Here is a 12538-nt window from a genome sequence, read left to right as displayed (position 1 = left end):
GAGAGAAACATGTCTCGAGTAGGTAAGAGCCCAATCGCGCTGCAAGGCGCGGAAGTGGCCCTGAGCGCCGACAGCATTACTGTCAAGGGTCCGCTGGGTACGATTTCGCAGGCTGCCAACAGCCTCGTGAAGGTAGTGAACGACAGCGGCACGCTGAAGTTCGAGCCGGTCGATGAAAGTCGCGAGGCGAATGCGATGTCGGGCACGATGCGCGCGCTGGTTGCGAACATGGTGCACGGCGTGACGAAGGGTTTCGAGCGCAAGCTGACGCTGGTCGGCGTCGGTTACCGCGCACAAGCGCAAGGCGACAAGCTGAACCTGTCGCTGGGTTTCTCGCACCCGGTGGTGCACCAGATGCCGGCTGGCGTCAAGGCAGAAACCCCGTCGCAAACCGAAATCGTGATCAAGGGGATCAACAAGCAACAAGTCGGTCAAGTCGCTGCAGAAGTGCGCGGCTACCGCCCGCCGGAGCCCTACAAGGGCAAGGGCGTGCGTTACGCCGATGAGGTTGTGATCCTCAAAGAAACGAAGAAGAAGTAAGGGTGCGCAATCATGGATAAGACTCAATCTCGCCTGCGCCGCGCTCGTCAGACGCGTATCAAGATCGCTGAGCTGCAGGTCGCGCGTCTCGCCGTGCATCGCACGAACACGCACATCTATGCGCAAGTGTTCTCGCCGTGCGGCACCAAGGTGCTCGCTAGCGCGTCGACGCTCGAAGCCGAAGTGCGTGCGCAACTGGCCGATCAATCGGGAAAGGGCGGCAACGTTGCTGCTGCAACCCTGATCGGCAAGCGCATTGCAGAAAAGGCTAAGGCTGTCGGCATCGAATCCGTCGCCTTCGACCGTTCGGGTTTCCGTTACCACGGCCGCGTGAAAGCGCTGGCTGACGCGGCGCGCGAAGCCGGACTCAAGTTCTAAGGGAAGAATTCGTCATGGCAAAGATGCAAGCTAAAGTTCAGGCTGACGAACGCGACGACGGCCTTCGTGAAAAAATGATCGCGGTTAACCGCGTGACCAAAGTCGTGAAGGGTGGCCGTATTCTCGGCTTCGCTGCACTGACCGTGGTTGGCGACGGTGATGGCCGCGTCGGTATGGGCAAGGGCAAGGCGAAGGAAGTGCCGGTCGCTGTCCAGAAGGCGATGGAACAGGCTCGCCGCAACATGTTCAAGGTGCCGTTGAAGAACGGTACCTTGCAACACGAAGTGCACGGTAAGCACGGCGCATCGATGGTCCTCCTCGCTCCGGCGAAGGACGGTACCGGCGTGATCGCAGGCGGCCCGATGCGCGCCGTGTTCGACGTGATGGGCGTGCAGAACGTTGTGGCCAAGAGCCACGGCTCGACGAACCCGTACAACCTCGTTCGTGCGACGCTCGATGGTCTGCGCAAGCAGTCCACGCCGGCCGACATCGCTGCGAAGCGTGGCAAGTCCGTCGAAGAAATTCTGGGCTAAAGGTGGACACCATGTCTGATAAAACTGTCAAGGTCCAGCTCGTCAAGAGCCTGATCGGCACCCGTGAATCGCACCGTGCAACGGTGCGTGGCCTGGGCCTGCGCCGACTCAACTCGGTTAGCGAGTTGCAGGATACGCCGGCTGTGCGCGGCATGATCAACAAGGTTTCGTACCTCGTTAAGGTCATCAGCTAAGCGGCTGACCAGGACTCAAGGAGTTGATAATGGAATTGAATAACCTGAAGCCGGCCGAAGGCGCGAAGCACGCAAAGCGCCGCGTTGGTCGCGGCATCGGCTCCGGCCTCGGCAAGACCGCTGGCCGTGGTCACAAGGGTCAGAAGTCGCGTTCGGGCGGCTTTCACAAGGTTGGCTTTGAAGGCGGTCAAATGCCGCTGCAACGTCGCCTGCCGAAGCGTGGCTTCACCTCGCTGACGAAGGAATTCGTCGGTGAAGTACGTCTCTCGGATCTGGAGAAGCTGCCGGTCGACGAAATCGATCTGCTGGCTCTCAAGCAAGCCGGCCTCGTCGGCGAGCTGATCCGTAGCGCCAAGATCATTGCAACGGGCGAGCTCAAGCGCAAGGTCGTTGTGAAAGGTCTGGGTGCGACGAAGGGCGCACGTGCTGCTATCGAGGCAGCCGGTGGCTCTTTTGCCGAGTAACGCGCGAGTTAATTGCCGTCACTAGCACTTGCATCGGAGAAGGTACTTGGCTAACAGCCCGAGTCTCGCAAAACCCGGTCGCAGCGCGGCGAAGTTTGGCGATTTGCGCCGGCGAGCAGTGTTCCTGCTGCTGGCGCTAGTCGTCTACCGTATCGGCGCGCATATTCCGGTGCCGGGTATCGACCCGGACCAACTGGCGAAACTGTTCCAAAGCCAGTCGGGCGGCATCCTTGGCATGTTTAACATGTTCTCGGGTGGCGCACTTTCGCGGTTCACGATTTTCGCGCTGGGGATCATGCCGTACATTTCGGCGTCGATCATCATGCAGTTGCTGGCGATTGTTTCGCCGCAGCTCGAAGCGCTGAAAAAGGAAGGGCAGGCAGGTCAGCGAAAGATTACGCAGTACACGCGGATCTTCACGGTTGTGCTGGCGACGTTCCAGGCGTTCGGTATTGCCGTCGCTCTGGAAAATCAGCCGGGCCTCGTGATCGATCCGGGGATGGTATTCCGCTTGACGACGGTTGTGACGCTGGTGACCGGCACGATGTTCCTGATGTGGCTGGGTGAGCAGATCACGGAGCGCGGGCTTGGCAACGGTATCTCGATCATCATATTCGGCGGTATTGCGGCGGGTTTCCCGAACGCAATCGGTGGTCTCTTTGAACTGGTGCGAACCGGCTCGATGAGCATCATCTCGGCGATTATCGTCGTCGCGCTGATTGCTGCTGTGACCTATGTGGTGGTGTTCATCGAACGCGGCCAGCGCAAGATACTTGTGAATTATGCGAAGCGGCAGGTGGGCAACAAGATTTACGGCGGCCAGTCTTCGCATTTGCCGCTGAAGCTGAATATGTCGGGCGTGATTCCACCGATCTTCGCATCGTCGATCATTCTCTTCCCGGCAACTATCCTGAACTGGTTCAGTTCGGGTTCGCGTACCAGCTGGTTCGCAGACACGTTGCACAACGTTGCCGAAGCCCTGAAGCCCGGTCAACCGGTGTACGTGTTGCTGTACGCGTTGGCGATCGTCTTCTTCTGCTTCTTTTACACTGCACTGGTGTTTAACAGCAGGGAAACGGCCGACAACCTGAAAAAGAGCGGCGCTTTCGTCCCAGGTATCCGCCCGGGCGATCAGACGGCGCGATATATCGACCGCATCCTCACGCGTTTGACGCTTGCCGGTGCGATCTACATCGTGTTCGTTTGCCTGCTGCCTGAATTTCTGGTGCTACGCTGGAACGTGCCGTTTTATTTTGGTGGAACGTCGCTGCTGATCATTGTCGTCGTCACAATGGATTTCATGGCGCAGGTGCAGTCGTACGTTATGTCGCAACAGTATGAATCGCTGCTGAAGAAAGCTAATTTCAAAGGCGGCGGCGTCCCGATGCGTTGAAAGGACTTATGGCCAAAGACGATGTTATCCAGATGCAGGGCGAAGTAATCGAGAACCTGCCTAATGCTACCTTCAGGGTGAAGCTGGAAAACGGCCATGTCGTGTTGGGACACATATCCGGCAAAATGCGGATGCACTACATCCGGATCTTGCCGGGCGACAAGGTGACGGTTGAATTGACGCCTTACGATCTGTCGCGTGCGCGGATCGTGTTCCGGGCGAAGTGATTTGAAAAAAGGGTAATATCATGAAAGTGATGGCATCGGTTAAGCGCATTTGCCGCAATTGCAAGATTATCAAGCGCAAAGGCGTTGTGCGCGTGATTTGCAGTTCTGATCCGCGCCACAAACAGCGTCAAGGCTGAACGCCGCGCTTTTGCTTGCGCTTTTTGTTTGAGGAAAAACAATGGCTCGTATCGCAGGGGTTAACATCCCGAATCACCAGCATACTGAAATCGGCCTGACGGCTATTTACGGTGTCGGTCGCACGCGCTCGCGCGACATTTGCGTCGCTGCTGGTGTGGCATTTTCGAAGAAGGTCAAAGACCTGACTGACGCAGACCTCGAAAAGCTGCGTGAAGAAGTCGGCAAGTTCATCGTTGAAGGCGATCTGCGCCGTGAAACGACGATGAACATCAAGCGCCTGATGGATCTCGGCTGCTATCGTGGCGTGCGGCATCGTAAGGGTCTGCCCCTGCGCGGCCAGCGTACGCGTACGAATGCCCGTACGCGCAAGGGTCCGCGTCGTGCAGCGCAATCGCTGAAGAAGTAAGCGGAACTGACAGTTACAGGAAAACGTAATGGCTAAGGCTTCGAACAACTCCGCGGCGCAACGCGTTCGCAAGAAGGTCAAGAAGAACGTCGCCGAGGGCGTGGTTCACGTTCACGCGTCGTTCAACAACACCATCATCACGATCACCGACCGTCAAGGCAACGCGCTTGCCTGGGCAACGTCGGGAGGTCAGGGCTTCAAGGGTTCGCGTAAGTCGACTCCGTTTGCAGCTCAGGTCGCAGCTGAATCAGCTGGCCGCGTGGCGATGGAATACGGCGTGAAGAACCTCGAAGTGCGGATCAAGGGCCCCGGTCCTGGCCGGGAATCGGCGGTGCGCGCGCTGCATGGTCTTGGCATCAAGATCACCGCGATCTCCGACGTGACGCCGGTCCCGCATAACGGCTGCCGTCCGCCGAAGCGTCGTCGTATCTAAGACGCTGGTATTTCGAGCGCCTGTTCCCGCCTTGCGCGGTGGCGGGCTGCGCGTGTTATTGAATTGACTAAGCCCACCGTTCGACTCAAAGGGTTCGGACTAGCGCGAGTGGAAGCATTCGCGTGATAAATCACAGAAGGAATCAACGTGGCACGTTATATCGGCCCCAAGGCCAAGCTGTCCCGCCGGGAAGGCACTGACCTCTTCCTGAAGAGCGCGCGCCGTTCGCTCGCTGACAAGTGCAAGCTTGACAGCAAGCCCGGCCAGCACGGCCGTACCTCGGGCGCACGTACGTCCGACTATGGCACTCAGCTGCGCGAGAAGCAAAAAGTAAAGCGTATCTACGGTGTCCTCGAGCGCCAGTTCCGTCGCTACTTCGCTGAAGCAGACCGCCTGAAGGGCAACACGGGTGAGAACCTGCTGCAACTGCTCGAATCGCGTCTGGACAACGTCGTGTATCGCATGGGCTTTGGCTCGACGCGCGCTGAAGCACGTCAGCTCGTTGGCCACAAGGCAATCACGGTGAACGGCGTCGTAACGAACATCCCGTCGATGCAGGTGAAGGCTGGGGACGTCGTCGCCGTGCGCGAACAGAAGCGCAAGCAGGCTCGCATCATTGAGGCGCTGTCGCTCGCTGAGCAAGGCGGCATGCCGAGCTGGGTCGCGGTCGACGCGAAGAAGTTCGAAGGTACCTTCAAGCAGAAGCCGGAACGCAGCGACATCGCTGGCGACATCAACGAAAGCCTGATCGTCGAATTGTATTCGCGGTAATCGGATTGACGGCCGGGGCGCCCTGATTGCGTTGCGCAAGGGGGCGTCTCGGCTGTTTATTTTCAGGTTGTTACCGGTCAGCCTTATCGGTGTAACGAGCCGAGGGTATTGAAAAGGAAAACCTATGCAAACCAGTTTGTTGAAGCCCAAGATTATTGCAGTTGAATCGCTTGGCGAGAGCCACGCGAAAGTGGTCATGGAGCCGTTTGAACGCGGTTATGGCCACACCTTGGGCAACGCGCTTCGGCGCGTGCTGTTGTCGTCGATGGTGGGCTATGCCCCGACCGAGGTGACGATTGCAGGCGTCGTGCACGAGTATTCGACGCTCGACGGTGTGCAAGAGGATGTGGTCAACCTGTTGTTGAACCTGAAGGGCGTCGTCTTCAAGCTGCATAATCGTGACGAAGTGACGGTTACGCTGCGGAAGGAAGGCGAAGGCGTGGTCACGGCCGGCGATATCGAACTCGCACACGATTGCGAAGTCATCAATCCCGATCACGTGATTGCGCATCTATCGAAGGGCGGCAAGCTCGACGTGCAGATCAAGGTCGAAAAGGGCCGCGGCTATGTGCCGGGCAATGTGCGTCGTTACGGTGAAGAGTCGGCCAAGATCATCGGCCGGATCGTGCTGGACGCCTCGTTTTCGCCGGTTCGTCGCGTGAGCTACGCGGTCGAAAGCGCTCGCGTCGAGCAGCGCACCGACCTCGACAAGCTCGTGATGAACATCGAGACCAACGGTGTGATTTCGCCGGAAGAAGCGATCCGACAATCGGCGCGCATTCTGGTCGATCAGTTGTCGGTGTTCGCGGCGCTGGAAGGTACCGAAGCAGCGGCGGAAGCGCCGTCGCGCGCACCGCAGATCGATCCGATCCTGCTGCGTCCGGTCGACGATCTCGAACTGACGGTTCGTTCCGCGAACTGCCTGAAGGCCGAGAACATCTACTACATCGGCGACCTGATCCAGCGTACCGAGAACGAACTGCTCAAGACTCCGAATCTGGGTCGCAAGTCGCTGAACGAGATCAAGGAAGTTCTGGCATCGCGTGGGCTGACGCTCGGCATGAAGCTCGAAAACTGGCCGCCGGCTGGTCTCGACAAGTAAGCGGACAACTCGGTCGGGTGTGGACCCGCGAATTGCACCGCTGTACTGTACTGGCAAAGGCGCGGATTTTCCTTTAAAATCCGCGTCTTGTCTTTTGTCACTACCGGCCCGTGCGCTCACTGTTTGTAGTCGATGCTGCAGAACGAGTGCGATAGAAGAGCTGGACCAAAACTTTGAACTGAAGGAATTAACATGCGTCACCGTCATGGTCTGCGGAAACTGAACCGCACGAGCAGCCACCGTTTGGCAATGCTCCGTAACATGTCCAACTCGCTGATCGAGCACGAAGTCATCAAGACCACGCTGCCGAAGGCCAAGGAACTTCGTAAAGTCGTCGAGCCGCTGATCACGCTCGGCAAGAAGCCGTCGCTCGCAAACCGTCGTCTGGCGTTCAACCGCCTGCGCGATCGTGACTCGGTCACGAAGCTGTTCGACGTGCTCGGCCCGCGCTACGCAAACCGTCCGGGCGGCTACCTGCGCGTGCTGAAGTTCGGCTTCCGCGTCGGTGACAATGCGCCGATGGCACTGGTCGAACTGCTCGACCGTCCGGAAGTCGAAGAAACGGAAGTGCAAGAAGCTGAGTAAGCTTTCTGCTTCGACAAAAAGCCAGGCGCATCGCCTGGCTTTTTTGTTTTCTGCGGCGGATTTTTCATTGATAGCGAAAGCCGCTTCGCCGTGACCAAATGTCGCGGCCGCACCGCGTGGCGCCCTGCAGGGCGACAGGGCCAGGTGATACGATATCGGGATCGAAATCCTGCGCCGCCGGAGCTTGGTGTGAGTGTGAATGTGACCTTGGTGCTGACAACGGTGCCGGATGCGGCCGGCGCTCAAAAGCTCGCAGCCGACGCGCTCGCCGCTCGCCTTTGCGCGTGCGTCACCCAGCTACGCAGCGTGCAGTCGAGCTATCACTGGCAGGGCGCGATCGAAACCGCGCAGGAAATCCAGCTGCTGTTCAAGACCAGCGCCGCTCGCGCGCTCGAACTGGAGCAATACATTCAGGCTCACCATCCCTACGGCACGCCGGAAATCCTCTCATGGCAAGCGACGGCCTCCGCCGCCTACGGGCAGTGGATCACTGCTGAAACCCAACGCCCTGTTCATGTTTAACGGTCTCGACCGGCGCGCGCGCGCTGCGCTGCGCACCGCATTCTTTCTGCTCGGCTGGGTGTTCCTCGCGCAAGTCGCCACGCTCGCGCGCGCCGCGGACGACTTCCTCGACCCGTCCGTCGCGTTCCGGTTCAGCGCGACCGAGGCCCCCGGCCAAGTCGTCGTCACCTACAAGATTGCGGACGGCTACTACATGTACCGCGAGCGCTTCGCGTTCGCGACCCGCAACGGCACGGCGACGCTTGGCGAGCCTGAACTGCCAGGCGGTCATGTGAAGTTCGATCAGACATTCAACAAGAATGTCGAGACGTATCGCAACGAGCTGACGATTCGTATTCCGGTCAAGCAGGCTGCCGGACCGTTCGATCTTGCGGTGACGTCGCAGGGCTGCGCCGACGCGGGCATCTGCTACCCCCCGATGGAGCGCGTGTACCACGTGAGCAGCGAGGCGCTGCAGCTGGCTGGCAGAAGGGCGGCGACCCCAAGCGCGCAACAATCGGCCGCCGCTGACGACGAACCTTGGTACGAACGCGCCACCAGCGCCGATTACGCGCAGTCGCTGCTGCAGCGTGGCGGTTTTTTTGCGATCGTCGGGCTTTATTTCGTTGCCGGCGCCATTCTGAGCTTGCTGCCGTGCTCGTATCCGATGATTCCGATTCTGTCGGCGATCATCATCGGTGAGGGAGCGCGCGTCACGCGCAGGCGTGGCTTCGCGCTGTCGCTCGCGTATGTAGTCGGGATGGCGCTCGTGTACACGGTGCTGGGTGTCGTGGCGGCACTCGTCGGGCAGAGTCTCGGCGCATGGCTGCAGAACCCGTGGGTGCTCGGCGCGTTCGGCGGGCTTCTGACGATTTTCGCGCTGCTGCTGATCGCCGGTGTGGATCTCGAACTGCCGCCGCGCTGGCGCGATCGCATGTCGAGCGGGTCAGCGGGACGCTCGGGTGGCAAATTTACCGCGGTCGCCGTGATGGGCGCGCTGTCGGCGCTGGTGGTCGGCGCCTGCATGACCGCGCCGCTTTTTGCGGTGCTCGCTTTCATCGCGCATACCGGCAACGCCGTGCTCGGTGGCGCGGCACTGTTCTCGATGGGCATCGGGCTCGGACTGCCGCTGCTGATCATTGGCCTCGGCGCGGGTACACTGCTGCCGCGCGCGGGCAAGTGGATGGACAGCGTAAAAGTGTTCTTTGGCGTCGTTCTGCTGGCCGCGGCGCTGTGGATCGTTTGGCCGGTGCTCGGCGGGGCGGCGTCGATGCTGTTGAGCGCCCTCTGGCTGCTGATCGCCGCGGTTGCGCTCGGCCTGTTTTCCAAGTCGGTTGCAGGCGCCTCGATATGGCACCGGCTTGGGCGGGCGGTCGGCGTCGTGATGGCGGTTTGGGCAGGCGCGCTTCTAGTTGGCCTCGCGGCGGGATCGTTGGATCCGCTGCGACCGCTGGCGGTGCTCGCGGCTCGCGTCGGCAATCAGGCGAGCATCGCGAAGGATGGCTCCAGCGCGGCCGCAACGGCGCCGCAAAGCGAATTGACGTTCGCGCCGGTACGTTCATCGGATCAGCTCGACCAGGCCGTCAAAACGGCGGCGCAGCCAGCCATGCTCGATTTTTACGCGGACTGGTGCGTGAGCTGCAAGGAGATGGAGAAATTCACCTTCAGCGACCCGCGCGTTCAGGCGAAGCTGAAGCAGATGAATCTGCTGCGCGCCGACGTCACTGCGAACAATACCGACGACCAGGCGCTGCTCAAGCGCTTCAATCTGTTCGGGCCGCCGGGGATTATTTTTTTCGATCAGGGTGGCAAGGAAGTGTTGCGGGAGGTCGGCTACGAATCGGCGGATAAATTCCTGCGCACACTGGATCGGGCGAGTGCATCGGGGGTGTAATCGAAGGCCGCGGGGCGTAGCAAGACCGCCGCTTCGCAAACGGCAGCACAAAAAAACGGAGGCGAAACCGTAAGGTTCGCCTCCGTTTTTTTCTCGACGGCCGCGCGCTAAACCGCGCCTGGTTTACTTCTGCGAACGCAGGATCTTCGCGGCATCCAGCGCGAAATACGTCAGCACGCCGTCCGCGCCTGCACGCTTGAACGCGAGCAGCGATTCCATCATCACCTTGTCGTGATCGAGCCAGCCATTCTGCGCGGCGGCCTTCAGCATGGCGTATTCGCCGCTTACCTGGTACACGTAGGTGGGGAACTGGAACTCGTCCTTCACGCGACGCACGATGTCCAGATACGGCATGCCCGGCTTGACCATCACCATGTCCGCGCCTTCGTTGATGTCGGCCTGCACTTCGCGCAGCGCCTCGTTGGAATTTGCCGGGTCCATCTGGTAGGTCATCTTGTTGCTCTTGCCGAGGTTCGTCGCGGAACCGACGGCATCGCGGAACGGGCCGTAGAACGCCGAAGCGTACTTCGCCGCGTACGCCATGATGCGCGTGTGGATGTGGTCCTCGCTCTCGAGCATTTCGCGGATCGCACCAATGCGTCCGTCCATCATGTCCGACGGCGCGACGATGTCGACGCCGGCTTCCGCCTGCGCACGAGCCTGCTCGACGAGGATCTCGACGGTTTCGTCGTTGATCACGTAGCCGGCTTCGTCGAGCACGCCGTCCTGACCATGGCTCGTATACGGATCGAGCGCCACGTCGGTGAGCACGCCGAGCCCCGGAAAATTCTTCTTCAACTCACGCACCGCGCGCGGGATCAGGCCCGCCGGGTTGGCCGCTTCACGGCCTTCGGGCGTCTTCAGCGAGGGCTCGATCGCGGGAAACAGAGACAACACCGGCACGCCCAGTTCGACGCACTGCCCGGCGACGCCCATCAGCAGATCGACCGACACGCGCTCGACGCCCGGCATCGACGGCACGGCTTGCCGCACGTTGGTTCCCTCGACGATGAACACGGGGTAAATCAGATCGTTGGTCGTGAGGAGGTTTTCGCGCATCATGCGACGCGAGAAGTCGTCACGGCGCATGCGGCGCGGACGGTAGTGCGGGTAGAAGCTCATATCGAATCGAAGATCGTGGATAGGTGGAGTGGACAAATAGCACCTGGCTCCGCTCCCGGAAACTTTTCGAGACAATGGTATATCATACCGATCGAGCAAGGCGCCTAGCGCTGACCTCCCCGCTTCTCCTCCCTGAGCGGGTGCCTGTCGTTTTTCGATTAGGCTGTTTGACCCGCCGTTCAAGCGGCGGGTTTTTTTATGCGCGGCCGCAAACGCGCTCTGACGCGGGTTTTACAGGCATATCACGCGTGCCGCGGGATTCCTGCATTGATATGCGTTCAGCCCGCGGCCGGCGTTTCGCCTGTTTCGCCCGCTGCCTCCGGGATCAGCCAGCTCTCGATCAGCTCATGCGCTTCATCGAGCCCCGTTCGCTTGAGCGCCGAAAACAGTTGCGTGGTGAGTTCGCCGCGATAGCCCGCAGCCCGATATTCGGCCAGTCCCTTCTGCGCGGTGCGCAACGCGTTCGTGCTTTCCTGGCGCGTCAATTTGTCGCATTTGGTGAGCAGCGTGTGGATCGGCTTGCCGGTCGGCGCGAACCACTCGATCATGCGCCGATCGAGATCCGTCAGAGGGCGGCGCGAATCCATCATGAGGATCATGCCGCGCAGTTGCGAGCGCGATTGCAGATACGTGGACAGCAGCGCTTCCCAGTGCGCCTTCGCCGCACCCGGCACTTCCGCATAACCGTAGCCCGGCAGGTCGACCAGATAGGCGGTCGGCTCATCCGCCTTGCCAACCGAAAAATAATTGATGTGCTGCGTGCGGCCAGGCGTCTTACTTGCGAATGCAAGTCGCTTCTGATTGCAGAGCACGTTGATCGCGGTCGATTTGCCCGCGTTCGAGCGTCCCGCGAAAGCGATCTCGGGCTGCGCGGTGGCCGGCAGGTCGCGCAGATGATTGACGGTGGTATAGAAGCGGGATTCGTGGAGCAGGAAGGGCATGGTGGAAGCCAGATTGGAGAAGCTGCGGAGCCCGCAGCGGGAACGGGGTCAAGCCCGACTGGCGTCTAAGCGATTAGCGAGTTATTGTACAATACGATGGTTTACTGAAAACCTTAGGAGGCCGCCCCACGTGCCTTGGCGGCTCCTGGCGGTCACTCGGTCGCCGTCGTCGTACTTTGCAGAACATCTAAAATCCCACAAGACGAGACAGGGTGTGCGAATGAATCGACTGTGCAAGACTCTGATGGTGCTTCATGTAACGGCAGGTCTTTCAGGTTTGGCAATTCAGGCACGAGCAGCAGATCCGGCAAAGCCGGACATCAATCGGGGGCAGGCAATCGCGGTACAGGTATGCGCGTCATGTCACGGCGCAGACGGCAACAGTGCCGGCGGCGCATACCCGAAACTGGCGGGCCAGCATCCTGAGTACCTCGTCAAGCAGCTCAGAGATTTCAAGGCGCAGCCGGGCGCCAAACAGGCCGCGCGCAACAATGCGATCATGGCGGGCATGGCCGCCGCGCTTTCCGATCAGGACATGATCAACGTCGCGGCTTACTTCTCGACGCAGACGCCCAAGCCAGGCTATGCGCACAACAAGAAGACCGTCGCGGTGGGGCAGCAGATCTATCGCGGTGGGATTGCCGACCGCGGGGTGCCGGCCTGCGCGGCCTGTCACGGGCCCACGGGGCAGGGCATTCCGATCCAGTATCCACGCCTGTCGGGGCAGTGGGCCGAGTACTCGGTGACGCAATTGACCGCGTTCACGCAAGGTCCGGGCGCTCGTAATAACAACGACGCGATGCATGCGATAGCATCGCGTCTGTCGGACAACGAAATCAAAGCGGTTGCCGACTACATCGCGGGCCTGCATTAAGCGCTTCGTCCGCGCAAATCCAACCGGCCCGGCGAGGCCGGT

18 protein-coding genes are annotated in these 12538 nt (G+C 60.4%); 16 read left to right on the top strand and 2 right to left on the bottom strand.

Going from position 1 to position 12538, the window contains the following annotated elements; translation table 11 throughout:
• Positions 1-9 precede the first annotated feature (9 nt).
• The 15 genes from rplF (at position 10) to dsbD (ending at position 9559) form a co-directional block, all read left to right on the top strand.
• A complete protein-coding gene (gene rplF, locus OKW37_RS21925; RefSeq protein ID WP_018420154.1) occupies positions 10-540 on the top strand; it encodes a 50S ribosomal protein L6 in 531 nt (176 codons plus the stop codon).
• 12 nt (positions 541-552) lie between these two features.
• Positions 553-918 carry a 50S ribosomal protein L18 gene (gene rplR / locus OKW37_RS21920; RefSeq protein ID WP_134169729.1) on the top strand — a complete coding sequence of 122 codons (366 nt, stop codon included), beginning with the start codon at positions 553-555 and terminating at the stop codon, positions 916-918.
• Positions 919-932: 14 nt separating this feature from the next.
• Positions 933-1451 (top strand): 30S ribosomal protein S5, encoded by a 519-nt coding sequence (rpsE, locus tag OKW37_RS21915; protein WP_184065468.1) that lies wholly within the window; start codon positions 933-935, stop codon positions 1449-1451.
• Positions 1452-1462: 11 nt separating this feature from the next.
• On the top strand, positions 1463-1645 hold the full coding sequence (rpmD, locus tag OKW37_RS21910) for a 50S ribosomal protein L30 (protein WP_008923335.1): 183 nt from the start codon (positions 1463-1465) through the stop codon (positions 1643-1645).
• Positions 1646-1674: 29 nt separating this feature from the next.
• The gene (rplO, locus tag OKW37_RS21905; protein ID WP_075303261.1) at positions 1675-2109 is read left to right on the top strand and encodes a 50S ribosomal protein L15; all 435 of its coding nucleotides are present in this window, start codon (positions 1675-1677) and stop codon (positions 2107-2109) included.
• Between the two features lie 46 nt (positions 2110-2155).
• Positions 2156-3502 (top strand): preprotein translocase subunit SecY, encoded by a 1347-nt coding sequence (gene secY / locus OKW37_RS21900; RefSeq protein ID WP_090802158.1) that lies wholly within the window; start codon positions 2156-2158, stop codon positions 3500-3502.
• An 8-nt stretch (positions 3503-3510) separates the two neighbouring features.
• Positions 3511-3729 (top strand): translation initiation factor IF-1, encoded by a 219-nt coding sequence (gene infA, locus OKW37_RS21895; RefSeq protein ID WP_004521905.1) that lies wholly within the window; start codon positions 3511-3513, stop codon positions 3727-3729.
• Positions 3730-3749: 20 nt separating this feature from the next.
• A complete protein-coding gene (gene rpmJ / locus OKW37_RS21890; protein WP_004199844.1) occupies positions 3750-3866 on the top strand; it encodes a 50S ribosomal protein L36 in 117 nt (38 codons plus the stop codon).
• Between the two features lie 41 nt (positions 3867-3907).
• Positions 3908-4273, top strand: a complete 366-nt coding sequence (gene rpsM, locus OKW37_RS21885; protein ID WP_013589830.1) for a 30S ribosomal protein S13 — start codon at positions 3908-3910, stop codon at positions 4271-4273.
• Positions 4274-4301: 28 nt separating this feature from the next.
• Positions 4302-4706 carry a 30S ribosomal protein S11 gene (rpsK, locus tag OKW37_RS21880; protein ID WP_006052224.1) on the top strand — a complete coding sequence of 135 codons (405 nt, stop codon included), beginning with the start codon at positions 4302-4304 and terminating at the stop codon, positions 4704-4706.
• 147 nt (positions 4707-4853) lie between these two features.
• A complete protein-coding gene (gene rpsD / locus OKW37_RS21875; protein WP_013090752.1) occupies positions 4854-5477 on the top strand; it encodes a 30S ribosomal protein S4 in 624 nt (207 codons plus the stop codon).
• 124 nt (positions 5478-5601) lie between these two features.
• Positions 5602-6579, top strand: coding sequence for a DNA-directed RNA polymerase subunit alpha (locus OKW37_RS21870; RefSeq protein WP_007730697.1), 978 nt, complete (start codon positions 5602-5604; stop codon positions 6577-6579).
• A 192-nt stretch (positions 6580-6771) separates the two neighbouring features.
• Complete coding sequence (gene rplQ / locus OKW37_RS21865; RefSeq protein WP_013090750.1) at positions 6772-7164, top strand: 50S ribosomal protein L17; 393 nt, start codon at positions 6772-6774, stop codon at positions 7162-7164.
• Positions 7165-7353: 189 nt separating this feature from the next.
• Complete coding sequence (gene cutA, locus OKW37_RS21860; RefSeq protein WP_409259630.1) at positions 7354-7686, top strand: divalent-cation tolerance protein CutA; 333 nt, start codon at positions 7354-7356, stop codon at positions 7684-7686.
• The gene (gene dsbD / locus OKW37_RS21855) at positions 7679-9559 is read left to right on the top strand and encodes a protein-disulfide reductase DsbD (protein ID WP_429408104.1); all 1881 of its coding nucleotides are present in this window, start codon (positions 7679-7681) and stop codon (positions 9557-9559) included. Before cutA ends, dsbD begins: the two co-directional genes overlap by 8 nt.
• A 123-nt stretch (positions 9560-9682) precedes the next feature.
• On the opposite strand, the gene hemB is transcribed toward dsbD, so the two are convergent.
• Both hemB and yihA read right to left on the bottom strand, forming a co-directional pair.
• Positions 9683-10681: a porphobilinogen synthase gene (gene hemB, locus OKW37_RS21850; protein ID WP_429356259.1), complete on the bottom strand. Its 999-nt coding sequence runs from the start codon at positions 10679-10681 to the stop codon at positions 9683-9685.
• 278 nt (positions 10682-10959) lie between these two features.
• Positions 10960-11622, bottom strand: a complete 663-nt coding sequence (yihA, locus tag OKW37_RS21845; RefSeq protein WP_429408107.1) for a ribosome biogenesis GTP-binding protein YihA/YsxC — start codon at positions 11620-11622, stop codon at positions 10960-10962.
• Between the two features lie 220 nt (positions 11623-11842).
• Between yihA and OKW37_RS21840 the strand changes: the two genes are divergently transcribed.
• Positions 11843-12496 carry a c-type cytochrome gene (locus tag OKW37_RS21840; protein ID WP_184036008.1) on the top strand — a complete coding sequence of 218 codons (654 nt, stop codon included), beginning with the start codon at positions 11843-11845 and terminating at the stop codon, positions 12494-12496.
• Positions 12497-12538 lie beyond the last annotated feature (42 nt).

Origin of the sequence: Paraburkholderia sp. MM5482-R2, assembly GCF_050436125.1 — a bacterium.
In the GTDB taxonomy this organism is placed as follows: domain Bacteria; phylum Pseudomonadota; class Gammaproteobacteria; order Burkholderiales; family Burkholderiaceae; genus Paraburkholderia; species Paraburkholderia tuberum.
This window is presented reverse-complemented; position numbering and strand designations above follow the sequence as displayed.